The organism is Paraburkholderia sp. (assembly GCF_049581445.1).
Lineage (GTDB): Bacteria > Pseudomonadota > Gammaproteobacteria > Burkholderiales > Burkholderiaceae > Paraburkholderia.
The window spans coordinates 1-25,410 of sequence record NZ_JBAURZ010000114.1; the positions used below are offsets into that span (position 1 = coordinate 1).

A 25,410-nucleotide genomic window follows, 5' to 3' on the forward strand; every position below is an offset into this window, starting at 1 on the left:
CGCGTCGGCTCCGGCAACCGCAGCCGCTGCACCTGATGCATCGGCCGCAGCCGCAGCCGCCGCACCTGCAGCACCGACCGCGCCGTTCTCGGTCGACTCGTCGAAGATCAATTCGGGCGACACCGCCTGGATGCTGACCTCCACGGCGCTCGTGCTGTTCATGACGATCCCGGGTCTGGCACTGTTCTACGGCGGCATGGTCCGCAAGAAGAACGTGCTTGCGACGCTGATGCAAAGCTTCGCGATCACCTGCGTCGTGACGATCGTCTGGGTGGTGGTGGGCTACAGCATCGCCTTCACGCCTGGCGGCATGTTCATCGGTGGCTTCTCGCGGATCTTCATGAGCGGGATGAACTACATCCACGGCGACAAGGCGACCACGCTGACGGTGAGCCACCTGGCTCCGACGATCCCGGAAACGGTCTACTGCGTGTATCAGATGACCTTCGCGATCATCACGCCGGCGCTGATTACGGGTGCATTTGCTGACCGTATGAAGTTCTCGGCCATGCTGGTGTTCATGACGCTGTGGTCGATCATCGTCTACTCGCCGATCGCTCACATGGTCTGGGAACCGACCGGCTGGCTGGCTAGCGCGGGCATCCTCGACTTCGCAGGCGGCACGGTGGTGCACATCAACGCCGGTATCGCAGGTCTGGTGTGCTGCCTGGTGCTCGGCAAGCGCGTCGGCTACGGCAAGGAAGTGATGGCGCCGCACAACCTGACGCTCACGCTGATTGGTGGCGCGATGCTGTGGGTGGGCTGGTTCGGTTTCAATGCAGGTTCGGCAGTGGCAGCAGACGGCCGTGCCGGCTTCGCAATGTTCGCAACCCAGGTTGCAACGGCAGCTGCAGCACTCGCATGGATGTTTGCTGAATGGATCGCCAAGGGCAAGCCGTCGGTGCTCGGTATCGTGTCGGGTGCAGTTGCTGGTCTGGTGGCCATTACGCCGGCTTCGGGCTTCGTCGGTATCGGCGGTTCGCTGGTCATCGGTATTGCCGCTGGCGTGATCTGCTTCTGGTCGGCTACGTGGCTCAAGGCCAAGCTCGGTTATGACGATTCGCTCGACGCCTTCGGCGTGCACTGCATCGGCGGTATCGTGGGTGCGCTCCTGACCGGTGTGTTCGCAGTCAAGGACATCGGCGGCGCGGACGGCAGCGTCATCCTGCAGGCCAAGGGCGTGCTGACGACGCTGGTCTACAGCGGCGTGGTGAGCTTCATCCTGCTGAAGGTGATCGATCTGGTGATGGGCATCCGCGTGACGGAAGAAGAAGAACGCGAAGGTCTGGACGTGAGCCTGCACGGCGAACACGTCGAATAAGGTTCGCAGAAGGTTCGAATAGGGCTTCAAACGCTCGAACCGCGTCAGGCAGTCAACGCCGTTCGAGCGATTTCGAATCAGAATCAAGCGCAGCGACATAGGCCCGCCCCTGGCGGGCCTTTTTCTTGGTGTGGCTTTACCGCTGTGGCTGGATAAATCGCGCTAAACTGGCTCGGACGGGCAGTCTGCGCCGACCGGCGGGGTTATGGTACCGATAGCCAGATTGCATTCCGTCCCGCTTGCGAATGGAGAAACCGTCCCCAAATGGGCAAAGCGTTTGCTCTACAATCTTTTTTCTCCAGTCTGCGAGTGATCAATGGTTCCGCACCTAGTTACGGCGTTAAACGGCCCGCTGCTCGATCTCGAGCGGAAGATCCTCGACGCTACACCCGCTATCGAACGCTGGTTCCGTCTTGAATGGCAGGAACATACGCCGCCGTTTTATTGCTCGGTCGATCTGCGTAACGCGGGCTTCAAGCTCGCGCCGGTCGACACCAATCTGTTCCCCGGTGCGTTCAACAATCTGCCCCAGGAAGTGTTGCCGCTTGCCGTGCAGGCGGCAATGGCCTCGATCGAGAAAATCTGCCCGGATGCCAAGAATCTGCTGGTGATTCCGGAGCAGCACACGCGTAACGCGTTTTACCTCGAGAACGTCGCGCGTCTCGCGACCATCATGCGTCAAGCGGGCTTGAACGTACGCTTCGGCACGCTCGACGAAAGCATCGTCGGTCCCGTCACCATTTCGCTTTCTGACGGGCAAAAGATTGTCCTCGAGCCGCTTGAACGCTCGGCCCGCCGGCTCGGGTTGAAGAATTTCGATCCGTGTTCGATTCTCCTGAACAATGATCTTTCTGCCGGCATTCCTCCGGTGCTCGAGAATTTGCACGAGCAATATTTGCTGCCGCCCTTGCACGCGGCGTGGGCCGTGCGCCGCAAGTCGACTCACTTCTCCTGCTATGACGACGTCGCGAAGAAGTTCGCGAAGATGGTCGAGATCGATCCGTGGATGATCAATCCGTACTTCGCTCACGTTGAAGGTGTCGACTTCCAGGAGCGCAGAGGTGAAGAGGCGCTGGCCGAGTCGATCGACGCGGTGCTGAAAAAGATCGGCAAGAAGTATCGCGAGTACGGCATTTCGGAGAAGCCGTATGTGGTCATCAAGTCGGACGCGGGCACTTATGGCATGGGCGTGATGACCGTGCACGACGCCTCGGAAGTCGCTGCGCTCACCAAGCGCGAGCGCGCGAAGATGGCCGCCACCAAGGAAGGTCTCGAAGTGCACGACGTGATCGTGCAGGAAGGCGTCTACACGTTCGAACGGATTGGCGAGGAAGTGGCCGAGCCGGTCGTGTACATGATCGACCGCTATGTGGTGGGCGGTTTCTACCGCGTGCATGGCAGCCGCGAGCGCGATCAGAATCTGAATGCGCCCGGCATGCACTTCGTGCCGCTCGGCTTCGAGCACACCGCGCTGCCGGATGCACATGCGAAGCCTGGCGTCGCGCCGCCGAACCGCTTCTATATGTACGGCGTGGTGGCGCGGCTTGGGTTGCTCGCGGCCTCGGTGGAGCTGGAGAAGACTGATCCAGAAGCGATTCAGGTCTGATAGCCAGACGCGCGTGCGAAGTGAACCCTCTCTATAACCGGGCCGCGCGATGCGGCGCTCCGCTCACCGCGTTAAGCTGAGCGGCGGGCAACGCAGCGAACAGCGACGCCCCTTGTTTAACGAATAATGCCAAGCCCATTAGGGGCGCACCAGGACCTCCATGGACATTCTGTTTATCGCCGATCCGCTAGATCGCTTCAAGATCTATAAGGATTCAACCTACGCCATGATGGCCGAGGCGGCCCGGCGCGGTCACACGCTCTTTACGTGCGAGCCGCAACACCTCGCGTGGAGCGGGGCCGACGTGGAGGCGAACGTCCAGCGCTTTACGATTGTCGGCGACCAGTCGGACGGCCATCGCGAGCCGTGGTACGCGGCCGAGTCCGCCGCGCCGCGCTCGCTGAAGAGCTTTGGCGCAGTGCTGATGCGCAAGGACCCGCCGTTCGACATGGAATACGTGACGTCCACGTGGTTGCTCGAAATGGCGGAACGCGGCGGCGCGCGCATCTTCAACAAACCGCAGGCGATTCGTGACCATTCGGAAAAACTCGCCATCGGCGAGTTTCCGCAGTTCGTTGCGCCGACGCTCGTCACCCGCGACGCGGCAAGACTGCGCGCTTTCCACGCCGAGCACGGCGACGTGATCCTCAAGCCGCTCGACGGCATGGGCGGCATGGGCGTGTTTCGTGTGAAAGCGGATGGCATGAACCTCGGCTCGATCATTGAAATGTTGAGCCACGACGGTGCGCGCTCGGTGATGGCGCAGAAATTCATCCCCGACATCAAGGAGGGTGACAAACGGATTCTGCTGATCGGCGGCAAGGCGGTGCCGTTTTCGCTGGCACGTATTCCGCAGGGCAACGAAGTGCGCGGCAATCTCGCCGCGGGCGGTCTGGGCGTTGCGCAGCCGCTGACAGAAAACGATCGTAAGATCGCCGACACGCTGGGTCCGTTGCTGGCTGCGCGCGGTCTGCTACTGGTCGGGCTGGATGCGATTGGCGACTACCTGACTGAAGTGAACGTGACGAGCCCGACGTGCTTCCGGGAAATCATGGACCAGACGGGCTTCGATGTGGCCGCCATGTTCATCGACGCGCTGGAGCGCGCGGCGCCCTGATTGCCTGGGTCAAGGCCGCGCCGTCCGGAGAGCGGGGCGGCGTGCCGCGTCGTGGCGTGTTGCGCGCAGGAAACGCCGGGCTGCTGCCAGCGAACAAGTGGCGAAAGCGCGAAAATGACCCTGCTACAATGCCCCGTCTTCGCGCAAACAGGCGTGGAAAAGGCATGAAGCGGACATAACAGGCACAAAGCAGGCGCTCGCTGCCGGACCGTGCAGGTCCGCAAGCAGGCGCAGGGAGACGCCGATCCGACCCTCCTGACCATCGGCCGGTCGAGGGTGTGACAGCCGGGCAATGCCCGCGCTACGGTTCACGGCCGTTTTTGCAGCAAGGCTGACATGGCAGGCATTCTGATCATTGCGCACACTCCGCTCGCTACCGCGTTGCGCGAGTGCGTCGCCCACGTTTATGGCGGCTTACCCGCCCGCATCGGCGTAATCGACGTGACGCCGGATTGCGATCCCGCTCAGGTCGTCGCGTTCGCTTACTCGGAGATTGAACGGCTCAAGGAAGAGAACGGTGCGCTGGTGCTCACCGACATGTTTGGCGCCACGCCGTCGAACATTGCCGCGCGGCTGGCGACGCTGCCCAACGTGCGCGTGCTGGCAGGCGTGAACCTGCCCATGCTGCTGCGTGCGGTCTGTTACCGCACCACGCCGCTTGAGACGCTGGTCGACAAGGCGCTGGCGGGTGCCACCAAGGGGGTGCACGCCATCGGTCCGGCCACGCCGGTACCCGTTGCACCGCCCGCAGGGTCGGACGAGTGCCTGCCGGCCATGCCGCCCGAGACCGATCTGACCCATAAGCACGGGTCGACCAGTCTCTAATCGCTTCGGCTGGGATTCCAGCTGGTTTCAATTTCATCTTTCATAACATCAACACCCGCGCTTCGGACCACCACATGCTGCAACAGGAAACGACGATTGTGAACAAGCTGGGGCTGCACGCGCGCGCGTCGGCCAAATTGACGCAACTCGCGGGCAACTTCCAGGCGGAAATCTGGATGAGCCGCAACGGGCGGCGCATTAACGCAAAGAGCATCATGGGTGTGATGATGCTGGCCGCCGGGATCGGCAGCACGGTGCTGATCGAAACTGAAGGCTCCGACGAACAGGACGCCATGGACGCACTGCTGAAACTCATCGCTGATAAATTCGGCGAGGGTCAGTAATTGCCGCGGGTACAGAATCGTCAGTGTCATGACGCCGCGGTTTGCCGCGGCGTTTTTTTTCGCGAGTCACAATCAGCGGTGTGGCGTTGAGAGGTTGAGGTCGTCGTCTGATCGCAAGCTGCGGGTAGGCGAGATGTCGGCGACGCGGGTGAAATTCTTGTTGCGCCGCACAGCGCGCAAGCACGCGGCGTGCCGCTGTGGAATTTATAATGACAGGCAAGGTCTGAGAGCATTGCAGCGGTCTACCGCGGCATCACACAACTAGAGGAGGTGCGCGTGTCCTTCACGCTGCATGGAATTCCCGTGTCACGCGGTATCGCCATCGGGCGGGCTTATCTGATCGCCCCGGCTGCACTCGACGTCGACCACTATTTGATCGAACCCGCGCAGATCGAGGGCGAGGTCGAGCGTTTTCGTTCGGCCCAGCAACTCGTTCATCGGGAGCTCGATGCATTGCGCGAGGATCTCGCGGCCGATGCGCCGAGTGAGATGGGCGCGTTCATCAACGTTCATTCAATGATCCTGAACGATGCAATGCTCGTCCAGGAAACAATCGATCTGATCCGCACGCGCCGCTATAACGTTGAATGGGCGCTCACCGAACAGCTCGAACGCCTGTCGCGCCATTTCGACGACATTGAAGACGAGTATCTGCGCGAGCGTAAAGCCGACATCCAGCAAGTGGTCGAGCGGGTGCTGAAGGCCCTTAAGGGCGCATCAGCGGGAAGCCTCGTGGGAAACGTGCACGGCACGTGTGACGAAATGATCGTGGTCGCACACGACATCGCGCCGGCGGACATGATGCAGTTCAAGACGCAGACCTTTCAGGGCTTCGTCACGGATCTGGGCGGACGCACCTCGCATACGGCGATCGTCGCCCGCAGCCTGGGGATTCCGGCTGCGGTGGGCGTGCAGCACGCCAGCGCCCTGATTCACCAGGACGATCTGATCATCGTCGACGGTGACCACGGGATTGTGATCGTCGACCCCGCGCCGATCGTCCTCGAAGAATATTCGTACCGGCAAAGCGAGAAGGCGCTCGAGCAGCGCAAGCTGCAGCGCCTGAAGTTTTCGCCCACGCAGACGCTGTGCGGCACGCGGATCGAACTGTGCGCGAACATCGAATTGCCCGACGACGCCAAGGCGGCGGTGGACGCGGGTGCAACCGGCATTGGCCTGTTCCGCACAGAGTTCCTGTTCATGAACCATAAGAACAAGCTGCCGGAAGAGGACGAGCAATTCGAGGCTTACCGCCGCGCGGTGGAGTTGATGAATGGCCTGCCGGTGACGATCCGCACGATCGACGTGGGTGCGGACAAGCCGCTCGATTCGATGGGCAGCAGCGGTGATGGCTACGAAACCGCGCCGAACCCGGCGCTCGGGTTGCGGGCGATCCGCTGGAGCCTGTCTGAGCCGCAGATGTTCCTCACGCAACTGCGCGCCATTCTGCGTGCCTCGGCGTTCGGCACGGTGAAAATCCTGATTCCGATGCTGGCGCACGCGCAGGAAATCGACCAGACGCTCGATCTGATCCGCGAGGCCAAGCGGCAACTTGACGACGCCGGTCTCGCCTATGCGCCGAACGTGCAAGTTGGCGCGATGATCGAGATCCCGGCGGCTGCGATTGCGTTGCCGTTGTTCCTGAAGCGGCTCGATTTCCTGTCGATTGGCACGAACGACCTGATCCAGTACACGCTGGCCATCGACCGTGCCGACAATTCGGTCGCGCATCTGTACGACCCGTTGCACCCGGCGGTGCTGCATCTGATTGCCTTCACACTGCGTGAGGCGAAACGCGCAGGTGTGCCGGTGTCGGTGTGCGGCGAAATGGCGGGAGATCCTGCGTTGACACGACTTCTGCTGGGCATGGGTCTCACCGAGTTTTCGATGCACCCGAGTCAGTTGCTGGTGGTCAAGCAGGAAATTCTGCGCTCGCACGTGAAGACCCTGGAGAAGCCTGTGGCCGACGTGCTGGCATCGTTCGAACCGGAAGAGGTACAGGCTGCGCTGAAGCTCGTCTCGCTGGCGTGAGCCGGGCATTAGCATTGAGGTTGGCGTTGGTATTGATGTGCCCCGGTCGGCTGCGGCCGGGGCACACCTGGCTGCTTCGCTTAGTGACGATGCGCCTCGCCGCACACCGGGCAATCCGGCTGGCGCGCAATGCGCATCGTGTTCCATTCCATCCGCAGTGAATCGAGCATCATCAGGCGTCCCACCAGCGGCGTGCCGATACCCGCAATCACGCGCAAGGCCTCGGCCGCTTGCATCGCGCCGATGATGCCCACCGTGGGCGCAAACACCCCCATCGTTGAACAGGCCACCTCCTCGAACGGCTGATCCTCCGGAAACACGCACGCGTAGCAAGGCGAGGCCGCGTCGCGGAAATCAAAGGTGCTGATCTGCCCATCGAAACGCAGCGCCGCACCTGACACGAGCGGCACGCCGTGCGCACAGCAAGCGCGGTTGATGGCGTGCCGAGTCGCAAAGTTATCAGTGCAATCAAGGACGACCGTGGCGTGCGGCACGGCGGCAGCAAGCCACGCGTCGTCGACACGTTGCGCAACCGCGTCCACCACGACGTCGGGATTAATTTGCGCAATTGTGTCGCGTCCGGAATCAACCTTGAGACGACCCACCGACGCCGTCGCGTGGAGGATTTGCCGTTGCAGGTTGGTGAGGTCAACCGTGTCGGCGTCGACCAGTGTCAGTTTGCCAACCCCCGCGGCTGCCAGATACATCGCGGCCGGTGAGCCCAGGCCGCCCGCTCCGACGACGATGGCGTGCGCATCCAGGAAGCGCTGCTGAGCCTCGATGCCGAGTTCATCGACGAGGATATGGCGGGAATAGCGGAGCAGTTGGTCGTCGTTCATCGCGGGGCGCGTTCGTGGGTTGCGCGGAGAGAGGCAGGCGGGGGCATCAAAGGATGCGAAGGACCTGCTGCGCGTGGGTTGCAGGGTTTATTTTAATCGCGCTGCAGAAGAAGAGCGGGCCATCGCAGCGTACGCTGCGATGGCCCGTCAAATGAAGCAGTAAGGCTGCTTTAGTTGCCTTGCGAGGCCGGGGTGGGCTCCGAAGCCGGCGTGGTGGCCGATGCGCCCATGCCCGGAACCGGGTTGGTCGGCTTCACGGCTACCGGCGCCGATGCCGATTGCTCCGGCTTGTTCTGCGCCAGGCGACGCTCGGAGAGCGACTTCGACTCCTGCACCGGCTTGCCTTCCAGCTTGTTCAAGCCCTGTTGCAGCATGAAGTCGTCGGCCGAGCCGAACTCGACCGGCTTGCGGTCGCGGTCCTTCTGGCGCTGTTCCGGCGTCTTCTTGTCGTTCTGCTCTTCAAGCGCACGCAACTGGTCCATGCGCTCCTGCTCGCGCTGTTCCTGTTCCTTCTTCTCGTTCGGATCCTGGGTGTTCGCGAGGTGGTTCGAGTAGTCGACTTCACGCGTCACTAGTGCGTCGTCCGGATCGCCGTCAGCGTATTGATCCACTGCGACATCCGGGCGGATGCCCTTGTTCTGGATCGAACGGCCGCTCGGCGTGTAGTAGTACGCCGTGGTCAAACGCAGCGCGGTGTCGGCCGTCATCGGACGCACCGTTTGCACCGAACCCTTGCCGAAGGTGGTCTTGCCGACGATCAGCGCACGATGTTGATCCTGCAGCGCACCCGCGACGATTTCCGACGCCGACGCCGAGTAGGCGTTGGTCAGCACAATCATCGGCACGGTCTTGAAGATCGGCGCTTCGTCCTTCAGCGGATCGCTGTCAAACGACGGCAGGCGGTAGTTGTCGTAAGTGTCGCGATAGACCTGCTTCGAATCAGGGATCTGCCCGTTGGTGGACACGACCACCGAATCCGGCGGCAGGAAGGCGCCAGCCACACCCACCGCGCTTTGCAGCAAACCGCCGCCGTTATTGCGCAGATCGAGGATCAGGCCCTTCAGGTTCGGCTGCTGGCGTGCGATGTTCTGAAGGCTCGCGGCCAGGTCAGGTGTGGTGCGCTCCTGGAAGCTGGTGATGCGGATATACGCATAACCCGGCGCCAGGATCTTCATCTTCACGCTCTTCACATTGATGATGGCGCGCGTCACCGTGAGCGGGAACGTGCGGTCATCGGTCTTGCGGAAGATGGTAAGGGTGACCTTGGTGCCCGGGTCGCCGCGCATCTGCTTGACCGCCTGGTCGAGCGTCATGCCCCGGACCGGCTTGTCGTTGATGCGCGTGATCAGGTCGCCGGGACGGATGCCGGCGCGAAACGCTGGGGTGTCTTCGATCGGCGAGATGACCTTGATCAGGCCGTCTTCCGACGAGATTTCAATGCCGAGGCCCGCGAAACGGCCCTTGGTCTGTTCCTGCAGTTCTTCGTAGTCGGTCTTGTCGAGATACGACGAGTGCGGATCGAGGCTCGATACCATGCCCTTGATGGCGGCAGTCAGCAACTTCTTGTCGTCGACCGGTTCCACATATTCATGCTTGATCTGGCCGAAAACTTCGGCGAAGAGCCTCAACTGGTCCAGCGGCAGCGGGGCGGCCGCGTTGGCGGCAGCGGTACTGCTGGCAGGTTGCTGGGCCGAGGCGGAAAGTTGCAGTGTTGCAAAAACGCCGGTAGCAAGGCCCGCGGCAATCAGGCCGATATTTTTCAGGTTCTTTCGCATAGAGTCTGTTGCGGTCGGAAGCGCGTGGCTGCGTCAAAGAGATGGGGACGGACAAGTATAACTGCACACCTGCTCAGACAGGGGTACAGCGCTGACAATCGAGGTTCGACAACACCGGCCGGGGCAGGTTCGTGAGTTGGGCGCTGACCGTAAAAGTAATGTGCGGTAACGGCGCCGCTGCGGCACCGGGGTGCGGTGCCGGGGGCGCTGGCGTTGCGGTTCCCGGCCGGTTGTGCCGGAAACCACTGTATTTCCCGCAGTTTTGCGCAGTTTTGAATTGCGCCTTACGACGCAAATCAATGCCGCAGCCTCGCCAGGTCAACGCCGTCTAGTCTTCAGCCGGCCTTGCCCTGTTTCGCCACTGCCGCCTGCGCCTTGGCAATAGCGTCCTGGTCGCCCAGGTAATAGTGCTTGATCGGCTTGAGGTCGGCGTCCAGTTCATACACGAGCGGCACGCCGTTCGGAATGTTCAGGCCGACGATGTCGTCGTCCGAGATGTTGTCCAGGTACTTCACCAGCGCCCGGATCGAATTGCCGTGAGCGGCGATCACCACCTTGCGGCCCGACTTGATGGCCGGCGCGATGGACTCGTTCCAGATGGGCAGCACGCGGGCCACCGTGTCTTTCAGGCATTCGGTGAGCGGCAACTCTTCACGCGGCACTTTCGCGTAGCGCGGGTCGTTGTAGGCGGTACGCTCGTCGGACGGGTCGAGTGCGGGCGGCGGCGTGTCATAGCTGCGACGCCAGACCAGCACCTGTTCGTCGCCGAACTTGGCGGCGGTTTCCGCCTTGTTCAGACCCGACAGCGCACCGTAATGGCGCTCGTTGAGACGCCACGAATGCACCACCGGCAGATACATCAGGTCCATCTTGTCCTGCACGTGCCACAGCGTGCGGATCGCGCGCTTGAGCACGGACGTGTAGGCGATGTCGAATGTGTAGCCGGACTCCTTCAGGAGGACACCAGCCTGCTGCGCTTCGTTGTTGCCCTGTTCGGTGAGGTCGACGTCGACCCAGCCAGTGAAGCGGTTTTCCTTGTTCCACGTCGATTCGCCGTGGCGGATGAGAACGAGTTTGTACATGAGAAGGCCGGTCGGTAGTAAGGAAGCGGTAAAGCGCGGCGGACGCGGCCAGGTAGGCCGTCGCCATCGCGTCAGGCGGTTATTTTATAATGGTCGGATTGCCCTTTCCGATTTTTCCGATTTCTCTCTTTTTCGGCGGATTTTCCGTGAAGTTTTTCACCGATTACACAAACCTTGTACTCATCGCGATCGTCCTCATCTCCGGTGGGTTGCTCCTGTGGCCGACGATCGTCCGGCGGGGCCGCGGCGGCCTGAACGCTGCCGCAGCCACGCAGCTGATCAACCGCCGCAACGCCGTGGTCATTGACCTGCGGCCGGCGGCGGAGTTCGCTAACGGGCATCTGCCCGCGGCGCGGCACCTTGAATTTGCGGAACTGCAGGCCAAGGTCGGCCAGCTTGTGAAGAACAAGAGCAACCCGGTGCTGCTGGTGTGCCAGAACGGCCAGCAGTCGAACAAGGCAGTGCGTGTCGTACAGGATGCCGGCTACGCCGAAGTCCATGTGCTGGAAGGCGGCCTGAACGCCTGGCAGCAAGCCGGCATGCCGGTTGTGAAACAAGGAGCAGCGAAGTGAACAAGGTAGTCATGTACAGCACCCAGGTGTGCCCTTATTGCCAGATGGCCGAACGTCTTTTAAAGTCGCGCGGCGTCGAAAACGTCGAGAAGGTGCTGATCGACAAGGATCCGGCCCGGCGTGAGGAGATGATGAGCCGTACTGGCCGTCGCACGGTGCCGCAGGTGTTCATCGGCGAGACGCACGTGGGTGGCTACGATGACCTTTCCGCGCTTGATCGCGCGGGAGGTCTGACGCCGCTGCTCGAAGCGGCTTAAGTCTGTCGTCGGTTCGCCGTTTGGCGGACTGAAGCACGGCTCGCGGCGAGTACGCAAAGTAGTAACAGACTAGCCGGTGCGTCGTGACCCGCGGTGGGGGCGGCGCATCGCAAGGATCCGGCGTGCCGTGGCAGCATGGCGCGCCGCAATGACCATATTCAGGGAAACATCCAAATCATGTCCGACGAAAACAACCAGCCGTTCTTCAATATCCAGCGCATCTACCTGAAGGACATGTCGCTCGAGCAGCCGAATTCGCCGTCCATTTTCCTCGAACAGGAAATGCCGTCGGTCGAAGTCGAAGTCGACGTGAAGGCCGAGCGTCTTGCCGACACCGTGTTCGAAATCCTCGTGACCGGCACGGTGACGGCCAAGGTGACCGACAAGGTGGCGTTCCTGATCGAAGCCAAGCAGGCCGGTATTTTCGATATCCGGAATATCCCGGCTGAGCAGATTGATCCGCTGGTGGGCATTGCCTGCCCGACGATCCTGTTCCCGTACCTGCGCTCGAACATCGCCGACGCGATCACTCGCGCCGGTTTCCCGCCGATCCACCTTGCGGAAATCAACTTCCAGGCCCTGTACGAGCAGCGCCTTGCCCAACTGGGCACGCAAGAGGGCGCGGCGCAAAACGGCGTCACGCACTAAGGCGTCGCGGGTAGTGCCGGGTATGAAAGTCGCCGTTCTCGGCGCTGGTGCATGGGGTACCGCACTCGCCGGCCATCTGGCTGCGCGGCACGATACCGTATTGTGGGCGCGCGAGCCGGCGCTGGTTGCTGAAGTTGCCGCCGCGCGGCAAAACGCCCGCTACCTTGCGGGCGTTACGTTGCCTGCCGCGCTTCGCTACGAAACAGATCTCGCTGCGGCGCTCGATCACGCGCTGGCGGATGAGGCGTTATGCGTCGTCGCTACGCCGGTGGCGGGTTTGCGTGGGCTGTTCCAGGCCATGCGCGACGCCGGCAAGGTGCCCGCCAATGTGATCTGGCTCTGCAAGGGCTTTGAAGCGGATACGCAACGCTTGCCGCATCAGGTGGTCGCCGCTGAACTGGCCGGACATGGCAGCAACGGTGTGCTCTCGGGGCCTAGTTTCGCGCGAGAAGTGGGTCAGGGGTTGCCTGTGGCGCTTACGGTCGCCAGTGCGTCGGCTGTGTGCCGCGAACGGACCGTGGCGGCGTTCCATCATGGCGCAATGCGCATCTACACCGGCGATGACATCGTCGGCGTGGAAGTGGGTGGCGCAGTGAAGAACGTGCTGGCCATCGCAACGGGCATCGCTGACGGCCTCGGTCTTGGCCTGAACGCGCGGGCCGCGTTGATCACCCGTGGTCTGGCGGAAATGTCGCGGCTGGGCGTGACGCTGGGCGGTCGTGCCGAAACCTTCACCGGTCTCACCGGACTCGGCGACCTCATCCTGACTGCGACGGGCGATCTGTCGCGCAATCGCACGGTGGGTATACAACTCGCCTCGGGTCGTACGCTCAAGGATATCCTTGACGGACTCGGGCACGTCGCCGAAGGCGTGCGCTGCGCCCAGGCGGTGCTCGCCATTGCCAATGCTCACGGCATTGACATGCCGATCACCCAGGCGGTCTGTGCGGTGCTGTTCGACGGTGTCGCACCACGCGATGCGGTTAGCGCACTGTTACGGCGAGACGCCAAAGCCGAGTAGCAACCGCCCGCTGCGAGATGGGGCGCGGAGGGCCTTACGGTCGGCCGCGCAGTTTGGCCGCCGCACCTCGCGCCTCAGTTTGGCGCATCAATTCGGCCCTTCAGCTAGCCTTTTCGACTCCCGCTGAACGGTTGTCCCCACTTCGCTGTCCACGTCTTATCGACGTTCCAGGTGGCGAGGTGCTCCATGTTCATCTCAGATCATTGTTCGCTCGAGGCGCGCGTCGTCGACATCACGACGCTTGCCTTCGATGCCATCGTCAACGCAGCGAACACTTCGCTGCTTGGCGGCGGAGGGGTCGACGGTGCGATCCACCGTGCAGCCGGTCGTGGGTTGTTACACGAGTGTGAAACGCTGGGCGGTTGCGCCACCGGCGACGCGAAAATCACCGCCGGCTATCAGCTACCGGCGAAGCACGTGATTCACGCTGTGGGGCCGGTGTGGCACGGCGGTGCGCATGGCGAGGCGGCCCAACTGGCCTCCTGCTACCGGCGCGCCCTGGAACTCGCAGACGCGGCGGCGTGTAAAAGCATCGCCTTTCCCGCTATCAGTTGTGGCGTATACCGGTTTCCCGCGGAAGACGCGGTGGGAATCGCAGTCGGCACGGTGATTGAAACGCTGCCGCGCGTGCCGTCGATCGAGCGTGTGCTATTCGCCTGCTTCGACGATGCAATGTTCGCCCGCTACGAGGCCGAGTTGACAGCGCGCCGTCAGGCGCCGCCTTCGAATCCAGCCTGACGCCACGCTTCGAACACCACGATGGCCACCGTATTCGACAGGTTCAGACTGCGGTTGCCTGGCCGCATGGGCAAGCGCACCCGTTGCGGACCCGAGAACTGATCGAGCACGGCATCCGGCAGGCCGCGCGTCTCCGCGCCGAACACAAACCAGTCGCCAGGTAAAAAGGCGTGGGCGTGGAACGCGCCCGAGCCGCGCGTGGTGAACGCGAACATGCGCGCCGGATCGGGCGACTCCTTGGCGACGAAGGCGGTCCAGTCGGCATGCACATGCATTTGTGCGTACTCGTGGTAGTCGAGGCCCGCACGCCGCATCTTGGCGTCGTCAAGTGGAAAGCCGAGCGGTTCAATCAGATGGAGACGCGCGCCGGTGTTGGCGCACAGCCGGATCACGTTGCCGGTGTTAGGCGGAATTTCGGGTTCGACGAGAACGACGTTAAACATGATGTGAGCGAGTAGAGACTAGTTTTTCGGCGTGCGCAGCGCGACGAAGTTGGTTACGCGCCGCGCGCCGGCCGCCTTGAGCACGCGGGCAAGTGCTTCGAGCGTGGCGCCGGTGGTCATGACATCGTCGACGACCGCTATGTGCAGACCTTGCACCGGCGCCGTGACGGCGAAGGCCCGGCCGACATTCAGCCGCCTCGCGTCATGATCGAGACGCGATTGCGGTGCGGTGTCGACGACACGTTTGAGCAGCGTGGCATTGCTGCGCACGTGCAGCGCTTTGGCGAGCGGCTTCGCGATCTGCCATGCCTGGTTATAGCCACGCTCGACGAGTCGCTTCGCGGCCAGCGGCACCGGCACAACCAGATCAGGCTGCTGCGATGGCTCGAGCCGGTCATCGGCGAGGCGGGCGAGCCGCTGCGCGAACTCGCGCGCGAGCATCAGACGGGCGCGAAATTTCAGCCCGACTGCGAGGGCATCGAGCGGCGCACGGTAATCGGCAAGCGCAAAGGTGGCATCGAACGGCCGCGGCGAGCTCACGCAATCGCCACACTGATAGTCCGGCCGCGCCCCCCGCCGCGAGCGGGACAACGGCACCGCGCAAACCAGGCAACGCAAGCGCGTTTCATTCGAGTACGCCTCGTCACAACCGGCGCAGAGCGTGGTCTGCGACAAATTGCCGCATAGCGCACATAGGTTAGGCAAGGCCGCATGAACGAGACATGGCCACGCCGAACCCAACCGGGTCGCAAAACGCGCAAGCCGGCTACCGGAGACAGAGGTTGATACCTGAAATCGCATGAATGGTCCGCCCGCGAAGGGCCTCCTGCGCTGAACGGAGGGGAGCGAGCGAGTATACTTCGCACTCTTCGTCCGTGTGACTCCCATGTCCTCAACTCCCGCAAAATCCAGCCGTCCGGCCTATGATTCCCGGCGCCTGCAAAGGATTTTCGACCGCCGCGCGGCGACCTTCGACGACGTCGCGTTCCTGCCGCGCGAGATCGCGCAACGCATGCGTGAGCGTCTCGACTTCATCAAGGTGAACCCTTCGAGCGTCCTCGACGCGGGCTGCGGCGCCGGGGAAGACCTCCCCGGCCTGCGCGAACGTTTTCCCGAAGCGCCCGTGTTCGGCACGGATCTCTCGCATGCAATGTTGACGCGAGCGCTTCAGCATGACGCGGGCGACACCAGCTGGCGGCGCTTCCTGCCGGCTTCGATCGGCAAGGCGCTGGGCGCGCGCGGTCCGCGTTTTGCGCAGGCTGATTTCTCCGCACTGCCGTTTGCCGCCGGTGCCTTTGAATTCATCTGGTCCAATCTGGCGTTGCACTGGCACTCACAACCCGATCTGGTGTTTCCTGAATGGCAACGCGTGCTCAAGGTGGGCGGCCTGCTGATGTTCAGCACGCTCGGCCCGGATACCCTCAAAGAGCTGCGGGGCGCCTATGCTGAAGTAGAGGCGGCTCACGGCGTGCCATCGCGCAAGCACGTGATCGATTTTGTCGACATGCATGATCTAGGCGATATGCTGGTCGAGAGCGGCTTTGAAATCCCCGTGATGGACCAGGAAACCATCACCATTACCTACAAGTCTCCGCAGTCGCTGCTTGCCGACGTGCGCCGCTGGGGCGCTTACCCGTTCGAGCGGGAAGCCGCGGCGGGCAGTACTGCCCGGCGTCTCCACAAGGCACTGCTGGCTGCGCTGGAAGCGCGCCGCCGCGCTGATGGCACGCTTGCGCTGACTTTCGAGGTGATCTATGGACATGCATGGAAAGCGGTGCCGCGCACGACGGCTGAAGGTCACGGGATCATCCGTCTCGAGGACATCGGACGAGGTCCGTCACGGAATAGATGAAGCGGTAAAGAGGGCATCCGTTATGTCTGAGATTAGCGGGGCAAAAGTGTTTGACATGGTGCGTCAAAAGGGCGCAGAGGCTTGTCCCGCCGGGCTTGCGGGCCGATAGGGCGTTGCTTGTGGATGCCATAGAACGCGCCTATAATGCGTCAGTTTGTCGCTCGGAGTACCCACTTCGGGGCGGTAGGCCCGAGGCGCTGGGCTGCAGGACAGGGAAGAGGCAGGGCAAGAGCAAGAGGCAATTCGCGGGAGACAGCGATGGCGTCATCTGATCTGCTGGCGGAACCTGAACCAGTCCTGAAAGACTGGACGATGAAGCGCAACTGTTCGGTGTCCCCGAAGCAGTTCGTATGCTTTTACGTATCGCTTGCAGTGTTCTCGCTGCTGATTGCTTTCATGCTGGTTCTGGTCGGCGCCTGGCTGGTGTTGCCGTTCACCGGAATCGATTTGCTAGCGGTAGGGATCGCTTTTGCAATATATGCGCGTCATGCTGTGGACTACGAACGCGTCCGGCTGTTTCCAAACCGGCTCGTGATCGAGCGGGTGAGTGCGGAGCAACTCACCCAGTTCGAATTCAATCCGCGCTGGGTGCGCATTGAAGCAGGCGCAACACCGCGTGACCAGATCAAACTGGTCTCGCGTGGCCAGACGATCATGATCGGGCAACATCTTGCGCAGTATCGGCGCGCGCAGTTCGCAGGCGAATTGAGCATGTGGCTCAGGCGGTGCTAGACGCTCCGAAGTCCGCGCCGTTCCAGGGGGAGCGCGAGACAGCCTTCCAGCGGGGTCGAGGGTTTGAATGGAAATTTTGGGTAAGGAAGCTATGAAAACAATCAAGCGAGCCCTCATGGGTGGGCTGGCGCTCAGCGGACTGCTCTTTGCAGGCGCGGCGCTGGCAGTGGGTGATAGTCCGGGCGGCCCTGCCGTCAATGAGATCAATCTCCAGCCGCCCGCAACCGCGATCGCCGAGGAGCTCTACCACCTCCATACGTTCATGTTGATCCTCTGTACGGTGATCTTCGTGGGCGTGTTTGGCGTGATGTTCTATTCGGTCTTTGCGCACCGCAAGTCGAAAGGACACAAAGCTTCCCATTTCCACGAAAGCACCACCGTCGAAATCATCTGGACGATCGTGCCTTTCGTCATCGTCGTGCTGATGGCGCTGCCGGCCACCAAGACCGTTGTCGCGATGAAGGACACGTCCAACTCCGACGTCACCATCAAGGTGACCGGCTATCAATGGAAGTGGGGCTACGACTACGTGAAGGGCCCGGGCGAAGGCATCAGCTTCCTGTCCACGCTCAGCACACCGCGCGCTGAGACCGACGGCACGCAGCCCATTACCGATACCTATCTGCAGGAAGTCGACAACCCGCTCGTGGTGCCGGTCGACAAGAAGATCCGCATCATCACCACCGCGAACGACGTGGTCCACTCGTGGTATGTGCCGGCCTTCGGCGTGAAGCAGGACGCGATTCCAGGCTTCGTGCGCGACACCTGGTTCAAGGCTGACAAGACAGGCACGTTCCGCGGCTTCTGTACCGAGTTGTGCGGCAAGGAACACGCGTTCATGCCGGTAGTCGTCGAGGTGCTCTCGGCTGACGACTATGCGAAGTGGGTCGACAACGAGAAGAAGAAAATGGCCGCCGGTGCCGACGATCCGAACAAGACCTACACGATGGCTGAGCTGATGGAGCGCGGCGGGAAGGTCTACACGTCGAACTGCGCAGTCTGCCACCAGCCGACCGGCAAGGGCGCAGGGGCGTTCCCGGCGCTGGACGGCAGCAAGATCGCCAACGGTCCGATCGCCCAGCACGTCAGTCTCGTGCTGAAGGGCAAGAATGCGATGCCGTCGTGGGCGCCGACGCTGTCCGATGTCGAAATCGCTTCGGTGATCACCTACGAACGTAACTCGTGGGGCAACCACACCGGCGACATTCTCCAACCTCGCCAGGTCGCTGATGCACGCAATGGCAAGCTGCCGGAAGGCGGCGACCATACGGCTGATGCAGCAACGGGCGCAAGTGGCGCTGCTGGTGCGGCAGTCGCGAGCGGTGCTGAGGCAGCGAGCGGCAATGACGCCGCTTCGGCTGCGGCACCGGCTGCGGGCTCAGGTAGCGCAGCGTCGCAACCGCAGGCAGCGGCGCTGCCGGCCAACGTCTACTTCGAAATGGGCAAGAGCACGCTGCCGGACGACGCAAAGGCTGCGGTCGACGCCGCCTCGGACTACGCCAAGGCGCATCCGGACGCGAAATTCACGGTGTCGGGCTTCACTGATGCAACGGGTTCAGCAACAGCCAACGCCAAGCTCGCGAAGAGCCGCGCAGAAGCCGTGCGCGATGCACTGAAGGCCGCCGGCATTGCCGAAGACCATATTATTTTGCAGAAGCCGGAAACGGTCACAGGCGGCAGCGATGCAAAAGAAGCCCGCCGTGTCCAGATTAGCCCAGCAGCCTGACGTGTTCATGGTCAGCAGCGCAGTATTCGCATTAGGAGATTGTCATGTCTAGCGTTGGACACGATGTAGTTGCGGGCCACGAGCACGTACACGGCGACCATGCCCATGGGGTACCCCATGGCTGGCGTCGCTGGCTGTATGCCACCAACCACAAGGATATCGGTACGCTGTACCTGATCTTCTCGTTCGTCATGTTCCTGTCCGGGGGCGTGATGGCGTTGATGATCCGTGCAGAGCTGTTTGAGCCGGGTCTGCAGATCATGCGCCCCGAGTTCTTCAACCAGTTGACCACCATGCACGGCCTGATCATGGTGTTTGGCGCGATCATGCCGGCCTTCGTGGGTTTCGCGAACTGGATGATTCCGCTGCAGATCGGCGCCTCCGATATGGCGTTCGCGCGGATGAACAACTTCAGCTTCTGGCTGCTGCCGGTGGCGGCTGTCCTGCTGGTGGGTTCGTTCTTCGCACCGGGCGGTGCGACCGCAGCCGGCTGGACGCTGTACGCGCCGCTGTCGACGCAGATGGGCCCGGGCATGGACTTCGCGATTTTCGCGGTCCACTTGATGGGCGCCTCGTCGATCATGGGCGGGATCAACATTGTTGTGACGATCCTGAACCTGCGCGCGCCGGGTCTGACGTTGATGAAGATGCCGATGTTCGTCTGGACGTGGCTCATCACGGCTTACCTGCTGATTGCCGTGATGCCGGTTCTGGCCGGTGCGATCACCATGCTGCTGTTCGATCGCCACTTCGGCACGTCGTTCTTCAACGCAGCGGGCGGTGGCGACCCGGTGATGTACCAGCATATCTTCTGGTTCTTCGGGCACCCCGAGGTCTACATCATGATCTTGCCGGCGTTCGGGATCGTGTCGCAGGTGATCCCGGCCTTCTCGCGCAAGCCGCTGTTCGGCTATAGCTCGATGGTGTACGCCACGTCGTCGATCGCAATCCTGTCGTTCATGGTCTGGGCACACCACATGTTCGCTACGGGCATGCCGGTGACGGGCCAGCTGTTCTTCATGTACGCGACGATGCTGATCGCGGTGCCGACCGGCGTGAAGGTGTTCAACTGGGTCGCGACGATGTGGCGCGGTTCGCTGAGCTTCGAAACGCCGATGCTGTTCGCGGTGGGCTTCCTGTTCGTGTTCACGTTTGGCGGTCTGACGGGCCTGATGCTCGCCATGGCGCCGCTCGACATCCAGTATCACGGCACTTATTTCGTGGTGGCGCACTTCCACTACGTGCTGGTGGCGGGGTCGCTGTTCGGGCTGTTCTCCGGCTGGTACTACTGGTCGCCGAAATGGACTGGCTGGATGTACAACGAAACGCGCGGCAAGATCCACTTCTGGGCGTCGATGATCTTCTTCAACCTCGCGTTCCTGCCGATGCACTTTGTTGGTCTTGCCGGCATGCCGCGTCGTTACGCTGACTATCCGGCACAGTTCACCGACTGGAACCAGGTCATTACGATTGGCGCGTTTGGTTTCGGTCTGGCGCAGGTGTACTTCCTGTTTGCCGTGGCGCTGCCGACGTACCGCGGCGGCGGTGAGCATGAGAAGGCGGGCGACAAGCCGTGGGATGGCGCAACGGGCCTCGAATGGACCGTGCCGAGCCCGGCGCCGTTCCATACCTTCGAAAACCCGCCGACCGTCGAATAAGCGCTACAGCATGACCCGGAATTCACTAAAAAGACGTACGCCCGAGGAAATCCGCGCGGGTAACGTGCGGCTCGGTTTGATCCTGCTTGCCGTCGTTGCTGTGTTTTTTGTAGGGATCTTCGTCAAACGGGGTTTCTTTTCCTGACCGGCTTTCTGACGGTATGCTGCGCGGTTTTGCTTCAGCAGATGTGATGGCGGAGTTGAGTCGCGTGGTTGAGTGACTTGTTGAGGAAGTGCGATGTCGACGCAACCGCCGACCGAGGCCGACCGCTCGTTTAACCGGTCGATGTTGATCAAGCTCGTCGTCGTCGCGTTTCTGATGTTCGGCTTCGGGTTTGCGCTGGTGCCGATGTATCGCGCGATCTGCGAGATTAGCGGCATCAACAATCTGGTGCAGCGCGATGTGTCGGCGCGAGAGGCGAAGAATACGCAGGTCGACATGACCCGCACGATTTCGGTCGAGTTCGATGCGAACGCGCGCGGTCTGTTGGGTTTCAAGCCGGAGCAACGCAGCCTCGACGTGCATCCCGGACAAGTGATGACGGTGATGTACACGGTGAGTAATGAACAGGCGCGCACGATTCACGCGCAGGCCATTCCGAGCTACGCGCCGAAAGAGGCCACCGAGTACTTCAAGAAGATCGAATGTTTTTGCTTTACGCAGCAGACGCTGGCTGCGAACGAGACAAAGCGGTTGCCGGTGGTGTTCGTCGTCGACCCGAAATTGCCGAAGGATGTGAAGACGATCACGCTGTCGTACACGTTTTTCGAACTGAATACGCCCGCCGCGACTACGAGCGGGACGGCGGGGCAGACGGCCAACGTTGCGACGACGCCGGCTAATCCAGCCTGATGATACGCACCGCAGGCGAGGGTGATGATGATAACCAGTGACAGCCATGAGCGATAACGGCGGCAGCAGGAAGGCGAGTTTCGGTCAGTCGATGAAGGCTGTGTTTTGGGCGTTTTTCGGGGTGCGCAAACGGAGCGATCTGGAGTCGGACGCCACCCAGCTAAATCCTTTGCACGTGGTGGCTGCGGCGCTGATTGGCGCGGCCATCTTTGCGGGCATACTGCTTCTGGTCGTGCGCGCGGTGGTGAAGTGAGACGCCCGGCGCCGCAGCGGTAGAACCGGACCAGCAAGGTCCCAGGATAAGAGAGAAGCGGCGCGGTATCGGTGCGCCGTGGAAGAGGCAGCCGGACTAAACCGGACCAAGCGGAACAACTGGACTGAAGTGGAGAATCAAGAATGAGCGGTCAAAACGAGAGCCCGTATTATTTCGTACCGCATCCGTCGCGGCATCCGATCAGCGCGGCCATCGGGCTGCTGGTCATGCTGTCATCGCTGGCGGCATGGATCAACGGCGAGAGCTGGGCGCCTATCACCGTATTCGCCGGTCTGCTCTGGCTGCTGTTCACGTTGTGGCACTGGTTCGGCGACGCGATCGCCGAGTCCGAAGGCGGCATGTACGGCAAGAATGTCGACAAGTCCTACCGCTGGAGCATGAGCTGGTTCATCTTCTCCGAAGTCATGTTCTTCGGCGCATTCTTCGGCGCGCTGTTCTACGCCCGCGAGATCGCCATGCATCAGTTGGGCAGTCTCGATTACAAGCTGATCTGGCCGGATTTCACGGCGGTCTGGCCGAACGACGGTCCGGCAACGCTGGTGTCGCACTTCAAGTCCATGCAGCCTTGGCCGGTGCCGACCATCAATACGGCGCTGCTGCTCTCGTCGGGCGCGACGCTGACCGTCGCCCACCATGCGCTGCGTGAAAACCACCGCAACAAGACGATTGCCTGGCTGGGCGCCACGATCTTGCTGGGCATGTGCTTTCTGTTCCTGCAAGGCTTCGAGTACTACCACGCGTACAACGAACTGAACCTGACGCTGGCTTCTGGCGTGTACGGCTCAACGTTCTTCCTGCTTACGGGCTTCCACGGCTTTCACGTGTTCCTTGGCGGCACGATGTTGACGGTGGTGCTGGTGCGGGTGATCCGTGGCCACTTCACCGCCGAGCATCACTTCGCGTTTGAAGGCGCCGCGTGGTACTGGCACTTTGTGGACGTCGTGTGGCTCGGGCTGTACGTCGTCGTCTACTGGCTGTAATGCAGCCCCGCCTGCGCGCGAGCGTTCGTCGCGCGCCACAGGGACCTGGGTTGCCGGATTCGCTGCAGGTCGCGGCGTCCACGCGTAGTATGCAGGCCTGACGCAGCGCCGCCCTCGACCCTGTCAGGGCGGCGTTTTCTTTAAGGGGCGGGAATTTTTACGTCATGCGGGATTGCATGCGCAGCGCAACGGAGCGGCGGCGCAGCAAAGACCAGATGCTTAACGGCCGTAAGGAATACCGGTCGGCTGGATCCAGCCCATCCAGTGTGCAAACAGGATGAGCAGGAACAACGAGATCGACAGGCCCACACGGGTGGCCAGCGACCAGACCATGCGTTTGGTCGTGCCTCGGTCGTGCATCATGAAGTACAGCGCCGAGGCCATGCTGGCGATGATCAGGGCAAAAGCGATGGGAACGAGAATGTGCATGAAATCAGCTGAAATTCAGGGGCGCAAAGGCAATATGGTTATTATCGCACCGTGCGTTGCGCTGCGTGCGCCGGTGGGTCAGGCGCGATGAAGATCCGCTGGTTGCCCGCGCTGCTGATCCTGATCGTCGTCGCGGTGACGGTGCGGCTCGGTTTCTGGCAGCGTGATCGCGCGCATCAGAAGGAATCGCTGCAGGCGCGCATCACGCAGTTCGAGAACGCGCCCGCTCAGCCGATAGGCGGCGCGCCCATTGCGGTGAAGGACATCGAGTTCCATCGGGTGCGCGCCTTGGGTTCGTTTGTGCCGGACAAGGTGGTCTATCTCGACAATCGCCCGTATAACGATCAGCCGGGCTTTTACGTCGTGATGCCCTTTAAACTGGCAGACGGCGGCTACGTGCTGATCAATCGTGGCTGGTTGCCGCGCAATATCAACGATCGTTCTACGATCGAACCGTACGACACGCCGTCGGGTCAGATTGAGATTGAAGGCATTGCGCGGGCTGATGCCACCCGCGCATTCGAACTGGGGCAGGGCGGCTCCGCCCCGCATCAGTTGATCCGCCAGAATCTGGATGTGGACGCCTACGCCGCAGAGACTGGACTGCCGCTGCAGCCGTTCGTGATCCAGCAGTTGAGCGACGACGGCGACAAACTGGTGCGTGACTGGCCGGCGCCGAACACCGATGTCGAGCGCAACTACGGCTACATGTTTCAGTGGTGGGGTATGGCCGTCGCGGCAGTGGGTTTTGGGCTCTATGCAGCGCGCCGTGCTGCGAGGAAAGAGCACGCGAGCGGCGCCTAAGGTGACGAATACGCGCGAAACGCGTGCTGTGACGGATACGTCCTGATGTGACGCGTCCAGTACGCGGAATGCGCAGCGTGATCGCTGCGCGCCGCGCAATCATTGAAAGAGGTTCAGTAGTGTCGACGCATTCACCCCGTTCGCCGCAAACCGGCAAATCAGCCGTCCCTGCCGGCCCCGCCGTCATGCCGGGTAAGCCGCAAGGCAAAGGCTCGTGGCAACGCGGCCGCTGGACGTTGCTGCTGATCGCGCTGATTTGCGCTGCGCCGGTGATTGGCTCGTATTTCACGTACTACGTGATCAAGCCGGCCGGCGGCACCACCAGTTACGGCGCGCTGGTTGAACCGCAGCGGCCGATTCCCGATTCGCTGGTCGTGACCGACGAAAACGGCAACGCCCTGAAACTGGCTTCGCTGCGCGGCCACTGGTTGCTGGTATCCGTGGATAGCAGCGCCTGCGACAAAGCCTGCGTCACCAAGCTGTACTTCATGCGGCAGATCCGCGCCACGCAGGGACCGGAGCGGGAGCGTGTGGTTGAGGTGTGGCTGCGCACGGATTCGTCGAACCTGTCCGGTGTCATCCAGAAAGCCTATCCGGATACGAAGAAGCTAATTGCCGATCCGGCCGCGCTCGCTGCCTGGCTCCCTGTGGATGCCGGCACGACGCTCACCGATCACATTTTCGTGGTCGATCCTAACGGCAATCTGATGATGCGCTTTCCGAAGGATCCGAACCCGAGCAAGATCAAGGGCGACATTACGAAGCTGCTGAAATGGTCGAGCATCGGCTAATGCGGCGTTTTATCGCAGCCTGGGCGACGTTGAGTGTTGGACCGCTGGCGACGCCGCTGCCACTATTCACACCGTCGAGCACTGCGCTATCGCTAGAAGGTTAGAGAGATGTTTGTATTGCAACTGGGCCTGATTGGCTTGTGTATCGCGTTGTTGCCGTTGTCCTATGTGTGGGTGCGGGCCGACGACAACAAATTCCGCAAGCTGGTCTGGGTGACGACGTTCATGACACTGGACCTCGTGATGTTCGGCGGCTTCACGCGTCTGACCGACTCCGGCCTCGGCTGCCCCGACTGGCCGGGCTGCTACGGAACGTCGTCGCCGTTCATCGCCCACGCGGCGATCGCTGCCGCCCACCAGGCCATGCCTACCGGACCTGTCAGCATGACGAAGGCGTGGATCGAAATGATCCATCGTTACTTCGCCATGGCAATTGGCGTGCTCATCGTCGCGCAGACGGTGATCGCGTGGACTGCACGTATCAAGCGGCGGCCGTTGCACGTCTCACCCTGGTGGCCGACCTCGCTGTTGCTGCTGATTCTCGTGCAGGGTGCCTTCGGCGCATGGACCGTGACGATGAAGCTGCAACCAGTGATCGTCACGACGCATCTGTTGCTGGGTCTCGCGCTGCTTGGCACGCTGGGCTGGCTGGCGGCGCGTCAAACACCGATCCCCGCCTACGAGCCCGAGGC

General features: G+C 62.0%; 28 protein-coding genes. 22 read left to right on the forward strand and 6 right to left on the reverse strand.

Going from position 1 to position 25,410, the window contains the following annotated elements:
- The 6 genes from WCA85_RS10335 to ptsP all read left to right on the forward strand — a co-directional run.
- On the forward strand, positions 1-1,321 hold a 1,321-nt coding region (locus tag WCA85_RS10335), incomplete at its 5' end, for an ammonium transporter (protein ID WP_424063453.1).
- 316 nt (positions 1,322-1,637) lie between these two features.
- Positions 1,638-2,927, forward strand: a complete 1,290-nt coding sequence (gene gshA / locus WCA85_RS10340) for a glutamate--cysteine ligase (protein WP_424063455.1) — start codon at positions 1,638-1,640, stop codon at positions 2,925-2,927.
- Positions 2,928-3,087: 160 nt separating this feature from the next.
- The gene (gshB, locus tag WCA85_RS10345; RefSeq protein WP_424063457.1) at positions 3,088-4,044 is read left to right on the forward strand and encodes a glutathione synthase; all 957 of its coding nucleotides are present in this window, start codon (positions 3,088-3,090) and stop codon (positions 4,042-4,044) included.
- A 336-nt stretch (positions 4,045-4,380) separates the two neighbouring features.
- Complete coding sequence (locus WCA85_RS10350) at positions 4,381-4,869, forward strand: PTS sugar transporter subunit IIA (protein ID WP_424063458.1); 489 nt, start codon at positions 4,381-4,383, stop codon at positions 4,867-4,869.
- 74 nt (positions 4,870-4,943) lie between these two features.
- Entirely contained in the window at positions 4,944-5,213 is a 270-nt protein-coding gene (locus WCA85_RS10355; protein ID WP_424063460.1) for an HPr family phosphocarrier protein, read from the forward strand.
- Between the two features lie 276 nt (positions 5,214-5,489).
- Positions 5,490-7,244 carry a phosphoenolpyruvate--protein phosphotransferase gene (ptsP, locus tag WCA85_RS10360; RefSeq protein ID WP_424063462.1) on the forward strand — a complete coding sequence of 585 codons (1,755 nt, stop codon included), beginning with the start codon at positions 5,490-5,492 and terminating at the stop codon, positions 7,242-7,244.
- An 80-nt stretch (positions 7,245-7,324) separates the two neighbouring features.
- Here the strand turns inward: ptsP and WCA85_RS10365 are convergent, their stop codons facing one another.
- From WCA85_RS10365 to gpmA, 3 genes are all read right to left on the reverse strand, one after another.
- Positions 7,325-8,083: a HesA/MoeB/ThiF family protein gene (locus WCA85_RS10365; protein ID WP_424063464.1), complete on the reverse strand. Its 759-nt coding sequence runs from the start codon at positions 8,081-8,083 to the stop codon at positions 7,325-7,327.
- Between the two features lie 170 nt (positions 8,084-8,253).
- Positions 8,254-9,858 carry a S41 family peptidase gene (locus WCA85_RS10370; protein ID WP_424063466.1) on the reverse strand — a complete coding sequence of 535 codons (1,605 nt, stop codon included), beginning with the start codon at positions 9,856-9,858 and terminating at the stop codon, positions 8,254-8,256.
- Positions 9,859-10,193: 335 nt separating this feature from the next.
- A complete protein-coding gene (gene gpmA, locus WCA85_RS10375) occupies positions 10,194-10,940 on the reverse strand; it encodes a 2,3-diphosphoglycerate-dependent phosphoglycerate mutase (protein WP_424063468.1) in 747 nt (248 codons plus the stop codon).
- A 146-nt stretch (positions 10,941-11,086) separates the two neighbouring features.
- Between gpmA and WCA85_RS10380 the strand changes: the two genes are divergently transcribed.
- The 5 genes from WCA85_RS10380 (at position 11,087) to WCA85_RS10400 (ending at position 14,176) form a co-directional block, all read left to right on the forward strand.
- A complete protein-coding gene (locus WCA85_RS10380) occupies positions 11,087-11,512 on the forward strand; it encodes a rhodanese-like domain-containing protein (RefSeq protein WP_424063470.1) in 426 nt (141 codons plus the stop codon).
- Positions 11,509-11,769: a glutaredoxin 3 gene (grxC, locus tag WCA85_RS10385; protein ID WP_424063472.1), complete on the forward strand. Its 261-nt coding sequence runs from the start codon at positions 11,509-11,511 to the stop codon at positions 11,767-11,769. Before WCA85_RS10380 ends, grxC begins: the two co-directional genes overlap by 4 nt.
- A gap of 177 nt (positions 11,770-11,946) precedes the next feature.
- Entirely contained in the window at positions 11,947-12,417 is a 471-nt protein-coding gene (gene secB, locus WCA85_RS10390; protein ID WP_424063474.1) for a protein-export chaperone SecB, read from the forward strand.
- Between the two features lie 22 nt (positions 12,418-12,439).
- Complete coding sequence (locus WCA85_RS10395; RefSeq protein ID WP_424063475.1) at positions 12,440-13,438, forward strand: NAD(P)H-dependent glycerol-3-phosphate dehydrogenase; 999 nt, start codon at positions 12,440-12,442, stop codon at positions 13,436-13,438.
- A gap of 186 nt (positions 13,439-13,624) precedes the next feature.
- Positions 13,625-14,176, forward strand: a complete 552-nt coding sequence (locus WCA85_RS10400; RefSeq protein ID WP_424063477.1) for an O-acetyl-ADP-ribose deacetylase — start codon at positions 13,625-13,627, stop codon at positions 14,174-14,176.
- Here WCA85_RS10400 and trmL read toward each other — a convergent pair.
- On the reverse strand, positions 14,149-14,619 hold the full coding sequence (gene trmL, locus WCA85_RS10405; protein ID WP_424063479.1) for a tRNA (uridine(34)/cytosine(34)/5-carboxymethylaminomethyluridine(34)-2'-O)-methyltransferase TrmL: 471 nt from the start codon (positions 14,617-14,619) through the stop codon (positions 14,149-14,151). The genes WCA85_RS10400 and trmL overlap by 28 nt on opposite strands.
- Positions 14,620-14,637: 18 nt before the next feature.
- Entirely contained in the window at positions 14,638-15,420 is a 783-nt protein-coding gene (locus tag WCA85_RS10410; protein ID WP_424063481.1) for a phosphoribosyltransferase family protein, read from the reverse strand.
- An 85-nt stretch (positions 15,421-15,505) separates the two neighbouring features.
- On the opposite strand from WCA85_RS10410, the gene WCA85_RS10415 reads away from it, so the two are divergent.
- The 8 genes from WCA85_RS10415 (at position 15,506) to WCA85_RS10450 (ending at position 22,694) form a co-directional block, all read left to right on the forward strand.
- Positions 15,506-16,471 (forward strand): methyltransferase domain-containing protein, encoded by a 966-nt coding sequence (locus tag WCA85_RS10415; RefSeq protein WP_424063483.1) that lies wholly within the window; start codon positions 15,506-15,508, stop codon positions 16,469-16,471.
- Between the two features lie 258 nt (positions 16,472-16,729).
- Positions 16,730-17,203, forward strand: coding sequence for a DUF2244 domain-containing protein (locus WCA85_RS10420; RefSeq protein WP_424063484.1), 474 nt, complete (start codon positions 16,730-16,732; stop codon positions 17,201-17,203).
- 67 nt (positions 17,204-17,270) lie between these two features.
- On the forward strand, positions 17,271-18,929 hold the full coding sequence (gene coxB, locus WCA85_RS10425) for a cytochrome c oxidase subunit II (protein WP_424063486.1): 1,659 nt from the start codon (positions 17,271-17,273) through the stop codon (positions 18,927-18,929).
- Between the two features lie 44 nt (positions 18,930-18,973).
- The gene (ctaD, locus tag WCA85_RS10430) at positions 18,974-20,587 is read left to right on the forward strand and encodes a cytochrome c oxidase subunit I (protein WP_424063487.1); all 1,614 of its coding nucleotides are present in this window, start codon (positions 18,974-18,976) and stop codon (positions 20,585-20,587) included.
- A gap of 10 nt (positions 20,588-20,597) precedes the next feature.
- A complete protein-coding gene (locus WCA85_RS10435) occupies positions 20,598-20,732 on the forward strand; it encodes a cytochrome oxidase small assembly protein (RefSeq protein WP_424063489.1) in 135 nt (44 codons plus the stop codon).
- Positions 20,733-20,825: 93 nt separating this feature from the next.
- Positions 20,826-21,440, forward strand: coding sequence for a cytochrome c oxidase assembly protein (locus WCA85_RS10440; RefSeq protein WP_424063491.1), 615 nt, complete (start codon positions 20,826-20,828; stop codon positions 21,438-21,440).
- Positions 21,441-21,486: 46 nt separating this feature from the next.
- Positions 21,487-21,693, forward strand: coding sequence for a DUF2970 domain-containing protein (locus WCA85_RS10445; protein WP_424063493.1), 207 nt, complete (start codon positions 21,487-21,489; stop codon positions 21,691-21,693).
- A 143-nt stretch (positions 21,694-21,836) separates the two neighbouring features.
- Positions 21,837-22,694, forward strand: a complete 858-nt coding sequence (locus WCA85_RS10450; protein WP_424063495.1) for a cytochrome c oxidase subunit 3 — start codon at positions 21,837-21,839, stop codon at positions 22,692-22,694.
- A gap of 219 nt (positions 22,695-22,913) precedes the next feature.
- Here the strand turns inward: WCA85_RS10450 and WCA85_RS10455 are convergent, their stop codons facing one another.
- Entirely contained in the window at positions 22,914-23,123 is a 210-nt protein-coding gene (locus WCA85_RS10455) for a twin transmembrane helix small protein (RefSeq protein WP_424063497.1), read from the reverse strand.
- Positions 23,124-23,210: 87 nt separating this feature from the next.
- Here WCA85_RS10455 and WCA85_RS10460 point away from each other — a divergent pair, with 87 nt between their 5' ends.
- The 3 genes from WCA85_RS10460 to WCA85_RS10470 all read left to right on the forward strand — a co-directional run.
- A complete protein-coding gene (locus WCA85_RS10460; protein WP_424063499.1) occupies positions 23,211-23,927 on the forward strand; it encodes an SURF1 family protein in 717 nt (238 codons plus the stop codon).
- Between the two features lie 119 nt (positions 23,928-24,046).
- On the forward strand, positions 24,047-24,718 hold the full coding sequence (locus WCA85_RS10465; protein WP_424063501.1) for an SCO family protein: 672 nt from the start codon (positions 24,047-24,049) through the stop codon (positions 24,716-24,718).
- Between the two features lie 108 nt (positions 24,719-24,826).
- On the forward strand, positions 24,827-25,410 hold a 584-nt coding region (locus WCA85_RS10470), incomplete at its 3' end, for a COX15/CtaA family protein (RefSeq protein ID WP_424063502.1).

Excerpts from the sequence above, each read along its gene's own strand:
- gshA (WP_424063455.1), top strand. The coding sequence starts at position 1,638 with ATGGTTCCGCACCTAGTTACGGCGTTAAACGGCCCGCTGCTCGATCTC.
- gshB (WP_424063457.1), top strand. The coding sequence starts at position 3,088 with ATGGACATTCTGTTTATCGCCGATCCGCTAGATCGCTTCAAGATCTAT.
- WCA85_RS10350 (WP_424063458.1), top strand. The coding sequence starts at position 4,381 with ATGGCAGGCATTCTGATCATTGCGCACACTCCGCTCGCTACCGCGTTG.
- WCA85_RS10355 (WP_424063460.1), top strand. The coding sequence starts at position 4,944 with ATGCTGCAACAGGAAACGACGATTGTGAACAAGCTGGGGCTGCACGCG.
- WCA85_RS10365 (WP_424063464.1), bottom strand. The coding sequence starts at position 8,083 with ATGAACGACGACCAACTGCTCCGCTATTCCCGCCATATCCTCGTCGAT.
- WCA85_RS10370 (WP_424063466.1), bottom strand. The coding sequence starts at position 9,858 with ATGCGAAAGAACCTGAAAAATATCGGCCTGATTGCCGCGGGCCTTGCT.
- gpmA (WP_424063468.1), bottom strand. The coding sequence starts at position 10,940 with ATGTACAAACTCGTTCTCATCCGCCACGGCGAATCGACGTGGAACAAG.
- secB (WP_424063474.1), top strand. The coding sequence starts at position 11,947 with ATGTCCGACGAAAACAACCAGCCGTTCTTCAATATCCAGCGCATCTAC.
- WCA85_RS10395 (WP_424063475.1), top strand. The coding sequence starts at position 12,440 with ATGAAAGTCGCCGTTCTCGGCGCTGGTGCATGGGGTACCGCACTCGCC.
- WCA85_RS10400 (WP_424063477.1), top strand. The coding sequence starts at position 13,625 with ATGTTCATCTCAGATCATTGTTCGCTCGAGGCGCGCGTCGTCGACATC.
- trmL (WP_424063479.1), bottom strand. The coding sequence starts at position 14,619 with ATGTTTAACGTCGTTCTCGTCGAACCCGAAATTCCGCCTAACACCGGC.
- WCA85_RS10410 (WP_424063481.1), bottom strand. The coding sequence starts at position 15,420 with ATGCGATTTCAGGTATCAACCTCTGTCTCCGGTAGCCGGCTTGCGCGT.
- WCA85_RS10415 (WP_424063483.1), top strand. The coding sequence starts at position 15,506 with ATGTCCTCAACTCCCGCAAAATCCAGCCGTCCGGCCTATGATTCCCGG.
- WCA85_RS10420 (WP_424063484.1), top strand. The coding sequence starts at position 16,730 with ATGGCGTCATCTGATCTGCTGGCGGAACCTGAACCAGTCCTGAAAGAC.
- coxB (WP_424063486.1), top strand. The coding sequence starts at position 17,271 with ATGGAAATTTTGGGTAAGGAAGCTATGAAAACAATCAAGCGAGCCCTC.
- ctaD (WP_424063487.1), top strand. The coding sequence starts at position 18,974 with ATGTCTAGCGTTGGACACGATGTAGTTGCGGGCCACGAGCACGTACAC.
- WCA85_RS10435 (WP_424063489.1), top strand. The coding sequence starts at position 20,598 with ATGACCCGGAATTCACTAAAAAGACGTACGCCCGAGGAAATCCGCGCG.
- WCA85_RS10440 (WP_424063491.1), top strand. The coding sequence starts at position 20,826 with ATGTCGACGCAACCGCCGACCGAGGCCGACCGCTCGTTTAACCGGTCG.
- WCA85_RS10445 (WP_424063493.1), top strand. The coding sequence starts at position 21,487 with ATGAGCGATAACGGCGGCAGCAGGAAGGCGAGTTTCGGTCAGTCGATG.
- WCA85_RS10450 (WP_424063495.1), top strand. The coding sequence starts at position 21,837 with ATGAGCGGTCAAAACGAGAGCCCGTATTATTTCGTACCGCATCCGTCG.
- WCA85_RS10455 (WP_424063497.1), bottom strand. The coding sequence starts at position 23,123 with ATGCACATTCTCGTTCCCATCGCTTTTGCCCTGATCATCGCCAGCATG.
- WCA85_RS10460 (WP_424063499.1), top strand. The coding sequence starts at position 23,211 with ATGAAGATCCGCTGGTTGCCCGCGCTGCTGATCCTGATCGTCGTCGCG.